Source organism: Devosia aquimaris (genome assembly GCF_020169335.1).
Classification (GTDB): domain Bacteria; phylum Pseudomonadota; class Alphaproteobacteria; order Rhizobiales; family Devosiaceae; genus Devosia; species Devosia aquimaris.
In genome coordinates this window covers 824,112-842,635 of the sequence record NZ_JAIEZN010000002.1, presented here as the reverse complement: position 1 = coordinate 842,635, position 18,524 = coordinate 824,112, and the positions used below count along the sequence as shown (strand labels likewise).

The window sequence follows — 18,524 nt, the reverse complement described above, 5'->3', positions numbered from 1 at the left end:
TTTCAGCGCAGAAAAGTGGCATGTCGTTGCATGCAACACTCAAGTGCGATCGAAATGGCGTCCCTTCCGGCCGGGCTCGGCTGGCGCTGAAGCGGCGCTCCGAGGCTATTGACCCTTCGGGCGTCCTGACCTGCAAAGCACTGGCCGAGCAGACCGGAGGCAGAACACTACAGGTCCCCTTCCTCGTAGTGGTTGGCAAATAAGACGGCCGCTAGGAACCGCGACCTTGAGCGTGCCGGGAGGAGCGGGTGTCCGAGGTTGTGTCCTGCTCCGCGTCAGAGCCGATCCCAATATTGGGCGGAGAACGAATGACAGGGGTATTGACCTCTTCCCTCGGGTATCGGAGCGCGCAACCGTCGGATCCCTAGGTTGAGAAGCGGGTGTAGGGCCGCTCCAATACGGCCTCCCTCTTGGCTTGATCTGTCCGAAGACCGGCCTCGTCTCGATCGCCTAAGGCGCAACAGCGTCGTCAAAACCATCTTCCCCTCCCGGCTTAAGGCCGGTTTCCTCGCGAGACAATATAGTCCCTCCTTTGCTGCGGGCCTCTGTGGGGCGCGCCGTCGATCACCTTCGGCTTACCGATCGTCATCGTGAACTGCTGCCGGTTTTGAGGACACCGAGTTGAGATGTTTTTGGAACTGGAGAGTTTTGATAGAGAGACGCAAGTGCAGCCGGGAGTTCAAGCTCGAGGCTGTTAAGCTGGTGAGGGAACGGGGCGCTGCGGTCGCGCAGGCGGCCCGTGATCTGGACCTGAACGAGAACGTGTTGCGCAAATGGGCGTGCGAGTTGCCTGCAGATCCGCAGCAGGCCTTCCCCGGCCATGGCCAGACGAAGCTCGAGCAACTCGAGATCGAGAAGTTGCGCCGCGAGGTCGCCAAGCTCAAGGCGGAGCGGGATATCCTAAAAAAACCCGCGGCCTACTTCGCCAGGGACTCGATATGAGGTTCTCTTTTGTGGCGAAGCACCGAGTGATCTGGCCGGTCTCGTGGATCTGTGAGGCGCTCGGCGGGTGTCGCTCGGGCTTCCATGCCTGGCTCAACCGCACGCCGATTAGACGGGCTCAGTATGACGAGGTGCTCGTCGCCAGGATCCGGTCCAGCTTTGCCGGAAGCGATTGCACCTATGGCGCCAGGAAGGTTTGCGGGCTCGTCCCCGCCGGCGTGGGCTGCCCAAGAATGGCGGGCAACGCCACGCGGTCTCACCCAACATCTTGGACCGGGCATTCGTGGCGTCGGCACCGAACCAGAAGTGGATCGCAGACTTTACCTACATCTGGTTGGCCCAGGGCTGGCTCTATGTGGCGGCGGTGGTCGACCTCTACTCCCGTCTGGTGGTGGGCTGGTCGATGAGTTCATCGATGGCTTCTTACCTGGTGATCGATACGCTGATCATGGCGATCTGGCGCCGCGGCAAACCCGACAGCCTGCTGCACCACTCCGACCAGGGCAGCCAATACATATCTGAGCAGTTCGAGCGCCTGATGGCTGATCATGGCATCGACTGTTCGATGTGCCGGTCCCGCAATGTCTGGGACAACGCGGCGACGGAGAGACCGGTGGTCTCTGCAGCTCTCCTCGGCGCGATTTGTCCAATCATGCAAGGCCGTTTCAACCCGTCGAATTGAGACGGCAAACAGAAACTAAGTCATTGAAATAATTTATGCGTTCTAAGAGATTCGAACTCCTGCCCCCCAGATTCGTAGTCTGAAGGTTTGGCGCACCCGACACGATTCGAACGTGTGGCCTCTGCCTTCGGAGGGCAATGAATTGCCCTAGCAATAGGGCCTAAATTGTTGTTTTTTAAAATCTTTTCGTCGCGCCCTATCGCCCTCTATCGCTGAAAGTCGCTCGGTTTTGTGCCAGATCTGTGCCATAGAGGCAGCAAAAGACCAGAACGCACAGCGATGGCCCACTTGTTCCTTGGCGCCCCTTCTGGACCCACCCGGAAAACTGGCACATCTTGTTCTGGGGCGTCAGGTCTGACCATTATCGGTGTGCACACTTGGGCACTTCATAGCCACCCACCCGTAAAACCGCTAGCACTGTGGGAACCGATTTCCCGAAGTATAAGTAGACCACGACATTGCCAGAGAAATTTAGGGTTAGCTCCTACCTCAAGGACATCATAGGTCGCGACCTTGTGACAAACGAGTTTGTCGCGATTTTCGAACTCGTTAAGAACTCGTTCGATGCCGATGCCACAAGAGTAGATATTGAGTTCGACCCTGAAGAGAGAACCATCGCAATTGTCGACGATGGCACAGGCATGTCCCTTTCTGACATCCGCGATAAATGGCTCTTTGTCGCCTACTCAGAGAAAGCGCTGGCGAGCCCGGACACGTATCGAGACAAAATCAGGCCAGCAGGTCAATTTGCAGGAAGCAAAGGAATCGGGAGATTCGCCTGCGACACGCTAGGCGCCGGATTAGAGCTCTACAGCCGCAAAGAAGGTACGACGTCCATCTCGAAGCTAGAGATAGATTGGACCGCATTTGAGCAGGACAGTACCGAAGAGTTTCAGGACGTTGGCGTCGTACTGGATGCAGCCCCCTCATTCCCACCTATCACCAACGCCATGCCACCATCGCCCCACGGCACGGTTTTGTTGATCAAGGACACCAGGCAAAATTGGGGGCCAGACACAATCAAGAAACTTCGCCGAGACCTCGCAAAGCTCATTGACCCCTTTGGCACCACAACAGATGTCGCCGTCTCAACCTGGCTTGTCGACGGTAGCACAGAGGCAATTGACGACGTCGACGGTCGCGTTGGAAACCAAATTGCTGAATTGCTTCAGAGCAAAACCAGCAGAATCGAAGTCTCTATCAGCGAGGGCAAGATTGACACCACCCTCTTCGACCGAGGCAGAAAAATATACGCCATCCGAGAAAGCTCCCCATATGATGAACTATCTGATTGCCAGGTAGAAGGTCAGATCTATTTTCTGAACCGCTCCGCGAAGAAAACATTCACAACTAGAATGGGCGTTCGTCCGATTGAATTCGGAAGTGTGTTCCTATTTCTAAATCGGTTTCGAATTTTTCCAATAGGCGAAGAATTTGATGACACGCTCGGACTCAACAGACGGAAGCAACAGGGGCAGTCCAGATACCTAGGAACGAGAGATATAATTGGTCGTGTAGATGTAACTGCGCGACCAAAGATGTTCCGTGAGGTATCTAGCCGTGACGCTGGACTTATTGAGGACGCTCACAGCCGAGCATTGTTTGAAGCAATTCGCCGGCACATGATTTTTCGACTGGAACGGTATGTTGTCGGCGTAAACTGGCAAGATCCTCGAGATCAGGACCGAGACACTTCTGAGGGCCTAGAAACTGACAAGGCACGTGAAAGGGTGCTGGCGATAGTTGGTGCGCTTGCTCGGTCCAAGGACGTCGAGATCCTCTATTACAACAAAGACATTGTAAGGGTCTCGGACGACCCAGACCAAATCACCGAAAATGCCTTGAAGGCGATGTCAGAAGTGGCTGAGAGCCGCGGCGACTCGTCGCTTCTTGGCCAGATTGAAGAAGCCCGCCGTCGCATTGAGGAGCTTAAGGCCTCGCGCGCTGAAGCTCAGGATGCTGCCAAACGCGCCATAGCAGAGCGGCATCGTGCTGATGCCTTGATCGAGCGTCTGGAGAAGCAGGCGGAGTTCCTAGGCAGTAGTCGAGATGTTGATGTGGAACGCGTCCAGCTTCTGATGCATCAGGCCACTATTCATCTGGGTCACATACGATCCGCAATATCGAACGCGGCCCACGAAATTCGAAATGTGCTCTCTGCTGCGGTTTTGCCAGACGATCTCGAAGAGATTGACGACGTGGAAGACCTGCTGGCCTCGGTACGCCAGTCTGCCCGGAGAGTGTCATCGTCGATCGCAAGCGCCAATCTCTCAGGCGAGAGACTTCGAACCGTCCTTTCATTCGCACCTAACATTCGCGTGGACCTGCAGACCGACAAGGTACGCGGCGATCTGGTGAAGTTCTTCGAGGAGTATTTTGAGGTTCGACTGGTCGGTGTTCCTGGCATGCCAAACGCCATATTCAACACATCTGGACTAGCCCTACAAAGGGAGTTCTCACCAGTTGATATCGCCGTCTTGGTCGATAATCTTCTGGACAATGCTCGGAAGGCTAAAGCGAGCAAAGTCGAGTTCACAGCGGCGCAAAAGGGGAAAAATTCCATCTCAATCAAGGTGGTGGACGATGGCGTGGGGATTGACCCTGATAAGGTCGACGCCTCTAAATTGTTCGAGAGGGGCTACACGGGCTCGTCAAATGGGACGGGCCTTGGTCTATACAGCGTGCGCCAAATTCTAGAGGGCATGGGCGGAAGCATCGAGCTTATCGGTGATGAAAACCGCGCAGATTTTGAGATGGTTATCCCAGGGGAAGAATCGTGAACCTAGACTTTGGCATCTTGTGGATCGAGGATTCCTTCAGCGCTGAGGAGGAAGAGAGTCTTAAACGCAGAGTTCGCGAGGCTGGATTCATTGCGCGCATAGAGTCGATAGTAAACGGCGTCGGCATCGAAGACCTCGCAAAGGTACACAAGCTCTATCACCGCTACGATATCATTCTACTTGACTACCGCCTGAAGGATGAAAACGGCGATGATCTTGCCCCGAAAATTCGAGCGCTGTTTCCCTCCACCACAGTTCTCTTCTATTCGGGGAGCGTGCCAGAACAACAACTTCGGCGCTTGATTGCAGACAAGGAAGTTGAGGGCGTTTACTGCAGCGCTCGCGACCGCTTCATAGACCGAACAGGAACCCTGATTGATCAGACGGCCCGGTCATTAGACCGCCTGTCAGGAATGAGGGGCCTAGCAATGCGGGTGGTCGCCGAATGCGACTCGATTATGAAATCAGCAGTTTTGTCGATGTGCAGACGAGACCCGAATTGCGCTCAGAAGGTGGCCGAACTCGACGAAGACGTAATGACGTTCATGGCGGGTATAAAGGAAAAATATGAGGCTGCGATGGCTAGCGATTTAGAGAGTCGATTTTCCACAATGGCGGTGGATAGTGCCAAGCTGTTCAAACACTTTCGACGTCTCACTCAGGTTGCAGCGGGCGATCCTGAAACCTTTGGCCTGAACACAGATCAAGTGGAGCGCCTTAGAGAGCTTCGAAGATCGAGTGCGCAATACGCCAACAACGTATTGGGAAAGCGCAATATTTTAGGACACGTTGTAGAAGTTCAAGGAGCCGAGGGCTGGATTCTACAGGGCAGCAATGAGATCAGCATCGCGGATTTCCCTGAGATCCGCCGGGTGTTTGCTGCTCATATCGACGCCTTTCGCGAATTGAATGAGCTCGTTGTCCTTCTGGACGCGGAGCAAGCCGCGTAGCATTTCGCCAAGTGCTTCCGCAAGCAAGGGAGGGACGGCATTGCCTACTTGAGTGAATTTGGGGCATGCGTCCTTCCGCCGTGCTCCCCCACTGGTGTAGGGGCCATAAAACGAAAACCAGTCTGGAAAAGACTGCAAGCGTGCATGCTCACGAACCGTCATTGCCCTCGGTCGGGAGTAGTGCACAAAGTCATCCGGCAGGGTGCTGACGGTGGGAGCAGGAGCGCCTGGATCCAGTGGCGTCGTCGACCGCTTCTTGATACCCAACCGATCTCTATCCTCCGGGCGAAGGCAAACACCACGTTCGCAATTGTCCAAGATGTCTCGCATCCGCTGGACAGACGCGGCGCCGTGTCGCGGCAATCGCATATCCCGAGGCTGATAGGGTGAGTCACCTCTCATGAGTTCCTGATAGGGGCTCTGCGCCTCAGGATGTCTTTGCAATGACCGGAAGCCGAGGTGACCCCATTCTGCATCCAGAGCCGGTTCAGTGTCGCCTTCGACCAAATCGGAAAGAGCGGCCTGCGCGCTAGTGTGCTCTGGACCAAGCCTCCTATCGGCAAGGAATGCTTTTCTGGCGACGCGCATCCGCTGTATCGGGTCGATGCCCGGCAACGTGCCTTGAAGTGCGGCGACAAGGACAAAACGCGGGCGGCGCTGCGGAACCCCCCAATCTGCCGCCCGCAGAATATCTGACCAAGTATCGTAGCCAAGTCCACGCAGCTTTTCGGCGACGTACTCACTGTATGTCCCACCTTCGCGGTGCTTCATCGAACGGAAGCCCACCACGTTCTCAAGCAAGACCAGGCGCGGCCTGACGGCTTCCACATACTGGAGATAAACGTCGACCATGCGACTTCTTGGGTCATCTGGCTTACGCAAACCGTTCATGCTGAAGCCTTGGCATGGCGGCCCGCCAGCAATCAAATCTACCTTGCCACGCAGCCCAGTGAGGTCATCCAAGTGTCTTGAAAGAAGGTCTTGCGCATACCACGGCCGCATTTCCAGCCACGCCGGCCAGCCGTGCATATCTGCCCGTTTTGTAAGGAGGTTTTCACGATACGTGGAAAAGGCGTCAGCATGAGCCTCGACGCCAAAAAGCGTTGAGAACCCAGCAAAGCCCAGGCCCAGAGACAAGCCCCCGCAGCCAGCGAACAAATCAATGCATGTTGGCGCCATGTTGCCTCTCTCGCACGACGCTAGGTGAATTGTCCAGGGCGGGCCGCCATCTGACGGTCATCACTTTCTGCACCAACTTTCACAGCCAGACGACCAGTAGGCTATCTGAGCCTAATAAACCATAAATTTGCTCAGGTTATGCCCCTCTAGCATTGCTCCCTCGGCGAGCCGGGGACGGCTCCGGGCGGGCCTGCACCTGTGAACTGGCATCCTGCCGTGTTCCACTCCCTGCGGCCCTGGCAGGCCTCCAGTAGCTCCCTCGGCGATCCGGGGACGGCTCCGGGCGGGCCTGCACCTGTGAACTGGCATCCTGCCGTGTCCCACTCCCTGCGGCCCTGGCGGGCCTCCAGTCGCTCCCTCGGCGATCCAGGGACGGCCCTGGTCGGGCCTGCACCTGTGAACTGGCACCCTGCCGTGTCCCGCTCCCTGCGGCCCTGACGGGCCTCCAGTCGCTCCCTCGGCGATCAGCATACGGCCCTGATCGGGCCTGCATCTAGAAGAAGAAGATGGATGGGCGAGACAAAACTACCTGGCTATGCCACCATAAACCGCGATGAAATGATAACGTCCTGTTTCTAATAGACTATTCTCTAGCCTCTTTCATCGCCTTCGAGACTTGAAACGTGGACACGCCTTCCGTCTGAGCGATCTCGGAAACGGTGGCACCCTGGGCCTCTAGAGCAAGCGCTCGCGCACCTAGCGCCAAGCGGGCGGCTTGCGCCTCACTCCGAGGCTTGCTCCCACGGCGATGCCGCGACTCCCGGGTTCTGACGGTATTGAGTGCGCGGCGGCGGTCCTGATTGACGAGCACGCGCAGATTGGCGGCCTCCATCTCGTTCGAGGAAATTTCCAGGCGCTCGATAATGGTGCCGGCCTTGAACCGATATTTCGGATCCACCGTCTCGCCGCGTGGGTCGATAATGGTTTCGCCTCTAGCAGAAGCCTCGGCGCGCCGCAGCACAGCGCTCATCCGGGAATGAGCCTCCCGCTCGTTCCATCCTGCGGCCTCCATTGCGAGGGCGGCGATCTCCCGTGCCACCACCGCTGCCGGAGCCAGATGCGCCATTGCGCATGACGCGATGAAAAGCCATTCGTCCCGCCCCCCCTGCGGGATAGCACCGTCCTCGCCGTGACGAAGGTGGCGCAACCGCTGCAAGTCGGTCAGCACAGATTCGTAATAGCTGGCCACCGTCAGATATTTGGTCGGCTTGCGTGACGCAGTGGCATCACGCTCGGCGCGGCGCTTCGCCCGCTCGGCCCGCAAAGACACCAAATCGGCGCGAGCGAGCGGGAGAATCTGGTCCGCAAGGTCATCGAAGGCATAAGCGCCCAGGCGCAGCCGATCTGGAGAGTCCCGAAGGTAGACGGGCCGCACAATCTCGTTGTGCCAATCCCGCGCACGGGAATTGCGGCTGCCGGCGACGCGGAAAACCCTTGCCGCGTCGAGCGCGTTCTTATCGGAACCGAACGCATCTAGGACGTTCGCCAGCAATTTCTGGATCGCAGACCATCGCGGCAGGGCGGCACGGGGCACATAAGAATGAAGCCAGACTAAGCACAAACCGTTCCCAGTGCTCAGAGCATAAGACGGCGGCGGGACGTTCTCGTCATCCAGCACACGCATGGCAGACCATAACACGTCCTCGGGGCGGCTATCGGCCCACTTTGCGCGCTTGCGGTAATCAAGGTCCGCGTAGAGGCACCCCAGATGCTTCAGGGACGCGATGCGCCGCCACGTCCAGAAGCTTTGCTGCGAAACGTAAAGGTCCGGGGTTTCGGCTTCCAGCATGGCGGCGGCCAGTTCGACATGCCGCACTTGGTGCGCCTTCTCCTGCCAATGCTTTTCGGCATTGAGTACACGCTGGGCAATAGTGAAAACCCCATGTTCATGGTGCCCGTCTGCACCATGTAGCGCCATAAAGTGATGATTGGCGGTGAAACCCCGCGCATCCAAGCGATGCGGAGCGATATGGGGAGATTTAAGGGTATCGGAGCTTGAAGAGGGGGCTTTTACAAGCCCCGCGCTCACTTTACCGTCATGCCGGTGAGCGCGACATATGCTGTCGCCTGGGCCACGTTCTGCTAAATCCTGGCCGCCAGCGCGACCCTTGCCGCGATGGCGTCTAGGTTAGGATCGTATCGCGTGACGCCTAAGTCAAGCACTGCTGGCCTTTGCCTTTCGGCCAGCATTTCGGCCTACATCCTTAGGGCGAGATAGTCGGTTGATACCTGTCCAAAGGACTCAAGGATGCTTTCAAATCCTGACGTTCGTCGTTCAACTGATCGAGCCGTGCCCGCATCCGCTCGATCCATTCGAAGTCGCGCGAGTGGGATTTCCACGCTGCCTTAATCGCGTCGATCTCCTTCTCCACCTCGGCGAGGCGGTCACGAATTCGGGCTGCTCCAGAATTGGTGTCTTCATCCTTGGGCTTGCCGCTGCCGCCACCACCAGGACGAAGTGCTGTCACCGCCCCGGCGGGTGGTTCGCCATTCTCGGCCTCCCATCGCCGCAGCAGGGCCGCCGGGGGATTGTAGCCGTGGAAAACAACGCCGTGCTTGCGGCAAGCCCACCACAACCTGGCTTTGTCGCTTTCTGACCAGTCTTTTGATCCGGGCGGCCCATCCAGCACAAGACCACCGCCCCAATGCTCGGCGGCATACTGGGCGATGAGGTCAAGTGCTTCTGCCGAGGGCGGCAAGTCGTGAACATCGATTTCATTGCCACGGTCAAGCAAGAAGGTGCCACCGATCTCAACAGCGACTCCATCGTGCCGCAGCTCAGGGTTCTGTCCATGCTCGACCCACCAGTCAAAGCGCTGGGCATAGGATCCTTTGCTGGGCCGCAACGCCCTGAAAACGGCGGGCGGCGACGACCGCTGTCGAGGCTGCCGCCGTTCGATGGCGAAAGGCTCGATCTCAACCAGCCGCCTGGCCAACTCGTCGGCATCGCCAGATGGCCCAGAAACGATAAGGCGGGATGCGGCAGGGTCCACGGTCAACCATCCACAATCTTTCATATAGAGACGGTGAGGCGGTCCCTTTTTGACGAACCTGGTCCTGTCGCTGAACTGGGCCACTATTTCTTCGCCGGTGATACCGGCCATAATCCTGGCCTTGGGGTTCTTTTTCTGTGCCATCGTTGATCTCGCTTTCCGTATGGTTTCGAGGCTGGGAAGGGACATGTCGCCCAGAAAGGCGCGCATCTCGGCGGACCGTGGACCTGGGCTCCCGTCCGCGCGGCACAGTTTCCGAAGAGTCCGCGCAAGCGGATGGGCCGTGCCGGTGGCATCGATGATGACCGGCCCCCTTGTTCCAACAGCCAGCAAAAGACCCGCCTCGGCCAGGCGCTTCCTGAAAACAAAGGGACCAGAGGACGGCCAGCATTCAGAGATAGCTGCGAGCAAAATACTCTGGTCCTGGCCAGTTCTCTCGGCGATATGCCGATCCATCGGGGTCGAAGATGCCACCCTGGCTGCGTCGTGCAGGCCGTGGCAATGCTCGACCATCCAGGCCGCAATCTCACTCCGGCCTTCCCGGAGAAGCTGCCCGTGGATGGCGCGAGGGCGAGGGACGGGCGGCATTGGCAAGCCCAACTCAAAGGCTGCGACGACTGAGACTTTCTCCCTTCTCCGATACGAGTTTCGTAGGTCAACGGTGCGGCCATCGGGCCGCACGAGGGCATAGAGCACATGGGAATGGAGGCGGTCGGCGCCACCTTTGCCGTGATGGAGAACGCCGGCGCGCGGCTGAGATTGCAGGCCGAACTCGATCTCGAAAAGTTCCAGCCATCTTCCAATGATCTCCAGGGTGTCGTGACCAGGGGGAGGATCGACATGGATGTGGAGAATTGGACGATCCGTTCGCCCTCGCGCTGCGCCTGCCGCCATTTCCCGCAACTGTTCATGGATGGTTTGACCGGCGAGGAAACGTGCGGCGAACACCTCGACGCTTTGACCATCGGCAGTTGAGCAAAGGTGCCGCGCAAGGGCCAGGCCGCCGCGTCCGCGAGTTTCACCGCTGAGCACTCAGCTGCTCAACAATCGTGGCCACCTTTCCGGCCTGCTGGCGTAGATCAGCCAATACCGCCTCGACATCACGATGATGCCGATGCACACCTGCCTGACGCAGCGATTTGGCCAGTTGGATCGCCGAACCGGCAGTACGCCCGAGCTCGGACACCAATATCGAAACCGCCTCAGTATCGGCAGTTGTGAGCCGGCGGTATCGACGGGGCTTTGTGACCGCCTCCGCGTCTACCGTCGCCAAAGCCAGCCGGCGAAGATACGCGGCGCGGCTCATGTTCGCCTGCCGCGCGGCGCGGTCGATCGCGTCGGCTTCGGACTTGGCGAGACCCACATTGATCTGGGACGCGAGTCTTCTACTCTGACTGCTGCTCATCATTCCCCCGGACGGGTTAGGTGGGTCCACGGGAGGTTTCCTCCCTGGCCAGTTCTGGGATCGTGGCGCCGGAGGCGTCTAGACACCATGCCTGGCTCCACTCAACTATGGATGCGGTATTATATTACCGCAATACCCTTTGCGGACGAATCGAAATGACCAGTGCGCCAGCACGCAATCGGCAGATCTTCTGCCGGGGGGCCGAGGGCCGATAGCAGCCATCTAGCGGACGGACTGCGGCCCGCTTGCGCTACAGAGAACTACGAGTGCAGGTTTGTCGGTCAGCAATGACGGAGTGCCGCATTGAGGCCACACACGTCACGGGATTGCTGTCGGTATCCGTCGAGTGGTGAAGCATCATGCATCACTGTAACCGATTTTTCGGTTATGCCGGCTAGAAGGGGCCGATGCGAGCAGTTGACCTTTTTTGCGGTGCGGGTGGGATGTCGCTGGGCTTCCAGCGCGCCGGCTTTGATTTGGTGCAGGCCTATGATTCTTGGGAGCCGGCCGTTGCAAGCTATCGGCGAAATATCGGCAGCCATGTTTGGCTATACGACCTCAGAGACGTTTTCACCGTTGGGCCGATGCTGGCTGCGTTACGTCCGGATATCATTGTTGGTGGGCCACCGTGCCAAGACTATAGCGCTGCGGGACGAAGGATCGAAGGCGAAAACGCTGGCATGACCCGGGCCTTTGCGATGTATCTGTGCATCGTAAGGCCAAGTTGGTTTGTCATGGAGAATGTCAGGCAAGCACAGAAGTCGCATGCGTGGGCCGACGCCAGGCAGATGATCAAAGCGGCGGGGTACGGCTTGACCGAAACCGTTCTGGACGCAAGTTGGTACGGAACGCCGCAGAGCCGAAAGCGACTGGTCATCATTGGGCGGCTTGGGGAGCGTGACGGCTTCTTGGCGGCGGCGTTGGCGGCGGCTCGTTCGAAGCGGCAAACGGTCGTTGGCGATGTGCTGGATGTGCCTCAAGGCCACTTCTACATGCGCCCATTTGGTGGTGGGCGGGGGGTGAGGTCAGCGGCGGAGCCAGCCCCAGCCATCATCCGGACCTCGCGAGAGCGTCCCTGGTCCAAATATCTGAATAGTCCTCATCCTGACGATCCTATCCCAGCGGAAGAGGCTGCCATACTGACCCGAGATCAGGTTGCGAGAATCCAAGGGTTCCCAGAAGGCTGGGAGTGGGGAAGCGCCACATCGAGGGACATTGACCAGCTAATCGCAAACGCGCTGCCGTCGCAGCTTGCCGAGGTTGTCGGCCGGGTCATCCTTGCGAGAGAGGCAGGGACTACGATTCCTGTTGTAGAGGGCAGTTTCTTACAATGGCTTCAGCGGCGTGGTCGGTCACCGCAGTCTGCCCGGAACGTGAAGTCTCAGTGCAATAGGGCACGGCGATTGCTGGGCGGTAAGACGCACACAAGAATCGCCCTCGAAATAGAAGCGTTGGAAGCCATCGGGGATTTCCAACGGCTGGAAGTGCGGACGCAATCGCACCTGCGGACAGCTCTGCGGCTACATGCAGATTTTCTTCTGGAGAATGCCCAGCGGCGGGGAGCACCGCCCATGGCGATTACGTGCCGTGTGGCGTGAGGGACTAGGCAGGCAGCAGGAAATGACGTTTTTGCCATGGCGCGCAATTGCCAATTTCAGCCACGCCTTTGCATGGTGTAAAGCGTCCAGCGTCTCCTGACGCAGCACGATCCTGCAATTGCAAAACCGCTGGATCGTGCTGCGTCTTAAACGCGGCGACTCACTACCACCCAGGATACATGGCGGTCAGTCGAGCCCAGTCGACCAACATGCGGTTCGAATGAAGGACAGCGATTGCATCCACAGCGCGCCAGCTACGGGACAGGCCTTTCATCCAGTCCGACCGATCCCCGCCGCTGTAAAGCCAAAGGATCGAGGCCAAAAGCATCTGCGTGGGAGGGTCAAGCCGTCGATATGCACGACGCCAGCTTTTTAAAGCGACATCAAATGCTTCCCGATCATTTTGCCCATGGCCCCATGGTCGGATGGCGTAGTGGCCTGAGGAGCCTGGTGCCAATTCAAAGAAGCCTTCCAGACGGTACCGGGCGATCACTTCCTCCAACAAGGCGGCATAGCGGTCGCTTTGAGCATAGAAGGGAGGGGAGACTTCGGCTCCTGCCAAAATTGCCAATGTAACGGCGTCGTCCTCATCCATGCCCCAACGCTTGGTCACTAGGTGCATCAGCTGATAGTCGCCAAAGCGGCGCTTGACGGCAGCTGGGTTGGTCAACGCGCCTGCGAGCACTGCGAGCGGAACTTGAGAATGATGAATCCAGCAGGTCTTGAATAGCGCCTCGGAGTGCATCTCCAACTTCTCGGCGCCGATACGGAATCCAAAACTGCCCAGCACACTGCTGTCGGGATCAAAGTTGAGGGGCTTAACCATCATTTGTCCCCCACACGGTGTGCCTGACGCGATGCACGTTCGCGAACGCTGGGACGGCCACGGCGACGCGCGTGGGCCGACGCAGTAGGATTATGCACAATGGCGTCTCCATTGCATGGAACATCCCGGTGTGCGTCCACCCATGCTTGAAGGTCGGCCGGGGTGAAGAACACTCGGCGTCCGATACGGGTGGGCACCGGCCCCTTGCCACGAAAAACCAAGTCACGAAGTGCCTGCACGGTCTTGAGACCGAGCAGGGTGGCTGCTTGTTGATAAGTATAGAGAAACGGATTGGTGGCGTGCAGATTCGACACGGCGCACTCTCCTATGAGTGAACCGTGTGGTTGTCCCCTTCCACACGTAAGGCTGCTATTCTCGATCTTGCCCTGCCCGACGTAGGGCATTGAGTTGGCACGCCTAAAAGGTCTCGAGAAGCCCTAAAATAGTTCCGTCTACAAGGCTGTCGGAACAGGGTTTAGGCGCATCGGACTGCATTGCTCCGAATCGTGCACCATTGCCAGATTCGAGTCAACCCAGTGAAAGACGATCAGTCTGCTCGCCCAATTTTGGCCAATTTGGCTCCTAGGTGCGAACCTTTGGCGTTGTAATAGCGTGCCACCGATTTGGGGTCTCTCCAGTCGCCTTGACGCATGACATCCAACATGTCCCATCCCGCTTCCACTAGTCGAGAGGCCAGTTCATGGCGGCTATCATGCAGGCGAAAGTGCTCAAGCTCCGCGCGAATCCGCGCTCTTTTAAACCCACCTACAATCGCTTCCCTAGTAGTAGGAAAAACGCGCCCGTCTAACGAGCGCGGTATGGCCTCCAATATCTTGATTGCACGTGGTGATAGGCCTACTTCGACGGTTCGGACCTCGCTTGCGTTCCTGCTATTTTTCACCCCACGCAGAACGATGTATGACTCTTTCAGATGCACATCCGACCACAGAAGCTTCAACAGCGATCCTCGACGTGCACCAATTTCCAATCCGAGTTCAACGAATGGCGCGAGCCAGATGTTCGAAGAAGCGCTGCATTGCTTCAGCAGACGCTCCCACTCACGAACGGTGATGCGAACGTCTCGGGCGTCTTGAACGCTAGGACGGTCAACCAGAGAGTGGTCTAAGGGATTTGCAGAGAGCTTGTATTGACGCATCGCGAAATCGAAGATTCTCTTGAGCAACGTCATTTCACGTTTCACTGTTCCGGGCGCAATCGTGCCCACTGGCTTCGATGGCTTTCGCCTCGCTGCGTTTGCCCGGAGTGTCCCGTCTTTCCGAAAACGGCCAGCAGGAACAACTTCGTCCTCGCGCGCCCCAACTTCCCCGGTCTTTCCGCGGCTTGGTCTTTCTGTCAGCCGGCGGTCTCGCCATGCCTCCATCATCTCTGGTGTGACATGGGCAAGAGCATGACCGCACAGGTGGCCTTCCTCTCTTAGGAAGCGCCGCAGACGCGCCTCTTCAGCGACCCGTGACTCTTCCGACGGACGCTTGGACGTTACCTTCTCGATGTAGGCCTCGATTGCAGCCGCAAATGTAGTTCGCTCTGCCGCACGGCGGTTCACGAGGCGACCAGTAGCCATAATCTCTGCTAGTCGGCGCATGCCCCACTCGTCGGCCGCCTTGTGGTTTACGAAATCTTTCGATTCGGGAGGAAACCCGACCTTCCTGATCTGGACGCGCCAACTCCCATTTTTCCGTTGAGCGATTGTGACACCGCTACCTTTTTTCGCCATGGATCACCTGAAGGGAACAATGCATCTGTGCCCAATTTGTGCCAGATAATCGGCGGCGGCAAGAGTGGCCCCTCGGCAAGAATCTAAGCGCCTGACAAATATGGAGTTTTTGGCGCACCCGACACGATTCGAACGTGTGGCCTCTGCCTTCGGAGGGCAGCGCTCTATCCAGCTGAGCTACGGGTGCATCCGTGGGCGCGGGGACTGGCCCCGGCTGAACGGGCGCAAACTAGCCAAAGCCGCTGCGCCGCGCAACGGGCTTGGCGGGAATTGTTTCGTGTCGGTGGCGCGCGGCGTTTGCCACGCGCCCCCGCCGGCCCGCCATGGCGCAATGTCGCGGCCGGCTGGGGCGTCGATTGGCTGCAGCCCGGGACGCGCGCTGCGGCTAGTCGCGCGCGAGCACGATGATGCGATCGCCGGGCTGATAGTCGAGCACGTCGGTCTTGGGCGGGTTGACGACGATGCCGCCGGCCTTGGCGCCCGGACGCGGGCGGTGATAGCCCAGCGCCACCTGGCCGAGGTCGATGGCGGCCTGGGCGATGGTGTAGAAATTGACCGGCGTGCCCAGGCGGACATAGTCCTCGGCGGGACGCATGTAGATTTCCGAACCATCCTCGTCGAGCAGGTCGTCGAAGATGGCGGCAAGGCGATCATTCTCGGAGGCCTGGGCGAGCATCAGGCTCACCAGCTTGTTGGACACCACGAAATCATCGGCCTTGGTCACCTCGGCCAGTTCGCGATTGCGCACATCCACCATTTCGCTGACCACATTGATGTGCTTGCCGGCCTGGTCGGCGATCTTGCGCAGGTGCAACAGGGTCACCAGCGTGCGGGTGTCGGTGGCCTGGGCGCCCATCAGGTCGGAATAGCCCAGCACCAGCACATGGTCATAGGCGGCGATGTCGAGCTGCTCGAGCGCGGCGCGGCTGGTGGTGTCGGTGCGCACATAGTGCAGCGCCAGATTGGTGCCCGAGACCGTCAGGCGCGCCACATCGGCGTCCAGATCGGGCGTATCGGCAGCAATGGTGAGGATCGAACCGGGCGCCACATAGCGCGACATTTCATGGGCGATGACCGGGGCGCGCCGGTTCCAGCCCAGGATCAACGTATATTCCGGCGCCTCGGGCCGTTCGGCGGGCACAGCAATCAGCTCGCGGCTGACCGGGCGGCTGCCACTGGTCAGCTTGATGGCCGCATCGTCCTCGGCAATGATGATGGCGCGCGCATCGCCGGGAATGGTGGAGTCCATTGGCGGATTGAGGGTCACACTGCCGTCGGGACGGGAAAAACCGATCAGGGTGGAGCTTTCATAGGCCATCACCGCGGCGCCGAACGTCATGCCCGCCAGGGCAGGCTGGTCGACGGTATAGATCTCGCAACCATCAAAATCGAGCAGTTCGGAATAGACGGCCGACAGGCCCGACTGGCGCGAGGAATGCACCACGATGCGGGCAATCAGGTCATCGGCCAGCACCAGCTGCACTTCGCTGCCACCCACCACGCGGGCCACTTCGGCATTGGTCGCGTCGCGGATTTCGGCGGCGATGCGATAGGGGGCCGTGCGGCGGCGCGGATCATTGACCAGCGCCAGGATTGTCTTGATGACGCGGCTGTCGGCCGTGTCGGCGCCATCTTCCTCGGCCTCGGGCGACAGCACGATGATCGAGCGGGCGGTCTGCGGCGAGACCAGCGCGAGATCGTAGAGATCGGTGGGGTCCCCATGGCGGCAGATGACGCGGGTATTGCCGAGGTCGCCGATCTTGGCGGCGATCTGGTCTTCCATCTCCACCTTGTCCAGGCCCGACATCACCACGATGCGTGGATGCTTGCGGCTGGCATTGGCCACCACCAGTTCGGAGATGACGTCGAAAATCGACGGGCTCCAGTTGAGGATGATGGTGTGGTCCTGCTCGAGCACCAGGCTGCGGCCCTTGCGCAGTTCGTCGAGCTTGCCCTCGATGCCCGAGGAGAGGATACCGATCAGGGTCGAGAAGATGAAGATGCCGGCGATGGTCACCAACAGGCTCACCGCGCGGAAGCCCCAGCCGGTATCGCCCGCCACCGTGCCGGCGTCCATCGAGCGCATCAGCGATTCCCAGGCCGCTTCGAGGAAGTCGAGCGGCGGCTGGCCTTCGGGGCCCAGTTGCAGCGCCACGATAATGACGCCGGCAATGATGATCACCACCAGGGAGATCAGGGCCAGCCAGCCGATCAGGGCAATCGGCCCCGCGGACATCGACTTGTCGAACTCATAGCGCAACCGCGCGCCCAGGCTACCACGCTTGCTCATCTGCCCTCCTGCGGCCCCGATCGGGGTCCGTGATTCTCCATAGCGCACGGCATGGCGAACGCAATCGCAATTGTGGCGGCGCGCCCCCGCCCGGTGGGGGTTTTCCGCTGTCTCGTGCGGGAAAGGACCGGCACTGATCCAGTGGCCGGGGGCAAAGCGTAAGCAGGGCACGAAAACAGACGACGATGATGGAGACGCGGATGCGACGCTGGGTGTTGGCGCTGGGCATGATGCTGACGATGGCCGGGGTGGCGCAGGCGGTCTCGATTGCCGAACTGGCACGCACCTGCGGTGACGATGCCAAGGCCTATTGCGCCGGCGTCGGCTATGGCGATCCCATGCAGCAATGCCTCGACACGCATTATGCCAAGCTGAGCGAGGGCTGCCAGGCCATCATGGATCGTCTGCGCGGCGGCGAAGGCGTCTATTTGTTCTAGGGCCTATAGGGTTCGCAGCGCTGCCATTTTTGCCCGCATGCGCCGGCAAGGGCCGGATTGCCTTGGGTTTGCCATCAAGCTGCCCCGATTTCTCCCTATCGCGTCAGCCTGAACTTGGCTAAAGCTGGCGAGATGATGACTGCTATACAAATGGTCCGGCACGGCGCCGTGTTGGGGTTCGGCCTGGGGCTGGCCCTGTTGGTGTCCGGCTGCTCGATGACGGCGTTCAAGCCGGCAACCAGCTCGGCCACGGCTGCGCTTGCCAGCCTGGCTGCGCCCTCGACGCCGGCAGGCCATGTGCCGCGGGCCCAGGACGTGCCACGTGCACCGGTGGCCCTTGGCTATGCCGAAGGCTCGCTGGACGGGCTCATCAGCCATTACGCCCAGAGCTACAGCGTGCCCGAAGATCTGGTGCGCCGGGTGATCGTGCGCGAGAGCAATTACAATCCGGCCGCGCGCAACGGGCCGTACTACGGCCTGATGCAGATCAGCCACGCCACGGCCGGCGGCATGGGCTATCACGGCAAGCCCGAGGGCCTGCTCGATGCCGAGACCAACCTGCGCTACGCCGTGCGCTATCTGGCGGGGGCCTATGTCACCGCCGGCGGCGATTATGACCGCTCGGTGCGCTTTTATGCCAATGGCTATTACTACGATGCCAAGCGCGCAGGACTGCTGGAGAAGTCAGGCCTGCGCTGACAGGCGAC

At 59.3% G+C, this 18,524-nt stretch carries 11 protein-coding genes, 1 tRNA gene and 2 pseudogenes; 5 read left to right on the top strand and 9 right to left on the bottom strand.

Annotated features, from left to right (window positions below; translation table 11 throughout):
• Positions 1-651 precede the first annotated feature (651 nt).
• Positions 652-1,549: pseudogene (locus tag K1177_RS16955) on the top strand (IS3 family transposase); the annotation flags it as partial.
• A gap of 533 nt (positions 1,550-2,082) precedes the next feature.
• Complete coding sequence (locus tag K1177_RS16950) at positions 2,083-4,404, top strand: sensor histidine kinase (RefSeq protein WP_224705126.1); 2,322 nt, start codon at positions 2,083-2,085, stop codon at positions 4,402-4,404.
• An 821-nt stretch (positions 4,405-5,225) separates the two neighbouring features.
• Here K1177_RS16950 and K1177_RS16945 read toward each other — a convergent pair.
• The 4 genes from K1177_RS16945 to K1177_RS16930 all read right to left on the bottom strand — a co-directional run bounded on the left by K1177_RS16945 (position 5,226) and on the right by K1177_RS16930 (position 10,931).
• On the bottom strand, positions 5,226-6,491 hold the full coding sequence (locus tag K1177_RS16945; protein ID WP_396120240.1) for a DNA cytosine methyltransferase: 1,266 nt from the start codon (positions 6,489-6,491) through the stop codon (positions 5,226-5,228).
• Between the two features lie 625 nt (positions 6,492-7,116).
• A complete protein-coding gene (locus K1177_RS16940; RefSeq protein WP_224705122.1) occupies positions 7,117-8,562 on the bottom strand; it encodes a hypothetical protein in 1,446 nt (481 codons plus the stop codon).
• Between the two features lie 175 nt (positions 8,563-8,737).
• Entirely contained in the window at positions 8,738-10,558 is a 1,821-nt protein-coding gene (locus K1177_RS16935) for a hypothetical protein (protein ID WP_224705120.1), read from the bottom strand.
• Complete coding sequence (locus K1177_RS16930) at positions 10,545-10,931, bottom strand: plasmid mobilization protein (protein ID WP_224705118.1); 387 nt, start codon at positions 10,929-10,931, stop codon at positions 10,545-10,547. The genes K1177_RS16935 and K1177_RS16930 overlap by 14 nt, the downstream gene beginning before the upstream one ends.
• A 407-nt stretch (positions 10,932-11,338) precedes the next feature.
• On the opposite strand from K1177_RS16930, the gene K1177_RS16925 reads away from it, so the two are divergent.
• Positions 11,339-12,529: a DNA cytosine methyltransferase gene (locus tag K1177_RS16925; protein WP_224705116.1), complete on the top strand. Its 1,191-nt coding sequence runs from the start codon at positions 11,339-11,341 to the stop codon at positions 12,527-12,529.
• A gap of 163 nt (positions 12,530-12,692) precedes the next feature.
• On the opposite strand, the gene K1177_RS16920 is transcribed toward K1177_RS16925, so the two are convergent.
• From K1177_RS16920 to K1177_RS16900, 5 genes are all read right to left on the bottom strand, one after another.
• Positions 12,693-13,355 (bottom strand): hypothetical protein, encoded by a 663-nt coding sequence (locus tag K1177_RS16920; protein WP_224705114.1) that lies wholly within the window; start codon positions 13,353-13,355, stop codon positions 12,693-12,695.
• On the bottom strand, positions 13,355-13,669 hold the full coding sequence (locus K1177_RS16915) for a helix-turn-helix domain-containing protein (RefSeq protein WP_224705112.1): 315 nt from the start codon (positions 13,667-13,669) through the stop codon (positions 13,355-13,357). Before K1177_RS16915 ends, K1177_RS16920 begins: the two co-directional genes overlap by 1 nt.
• 233 nt (positions 13,670-13,902) lie before the next feature.
• Positions 13,903-15,090 (bottom strand): tyrosine-type recombinase/integrase, encoded by a 1,188-nt coding sequence (locus tag K1177_RS16910; protein ID WP_224705110.1) that lies wholly within the window; start codon positions 15,088-15,090, stop codon positions 13,903-13,905.
• A 110-nt stretch (positions 15,091-15,200) separates the two neighbouring features.
• Positions 15,201-15,277 (bottom strand) — tRNA-Arg (locus K1177_RS16905).
• A 198-nt stretch (positions 15,278-15,475) separates the two neighbouring features.
• A complete protein-coding gene (locus tag K1177_RS16900) occupies positions 15,476-17,380 on the bottom strand; it encodes a CASTOR/POLLUX-related putative ion channel (RefSeq protein ID WP_224705108.1) in 1,905 nt (634 codons plus the stop codon).
• Between the two features lie 200 nt (positions 17,381-17,580).
• On the opposite strand from K1177_RS16900, the gene K1177_RS16895 reads away from it, so the two are divergent.
• Positions 17,581-17,817, top strand: coding sequence for a hypothetical protein (locus tag K1177_RS16895; RefSeq protein ID WP_224705106.1), 237 nt, complete (start codon positions 17,581-17,583; stop codon positions 17,815-17,817).
• Positions 17,818-18,168: 351 nt separating this feature from the next.
• Positions 18,169-18,516 (top strand): annotated as a pseudogene (locus tag K1177_RS16890) (transglycosylase SLT domain-containing protein); the annotation flags it as partial.
• Positions 18,517-18,524 lie beyond the last annotated feature (8 nt).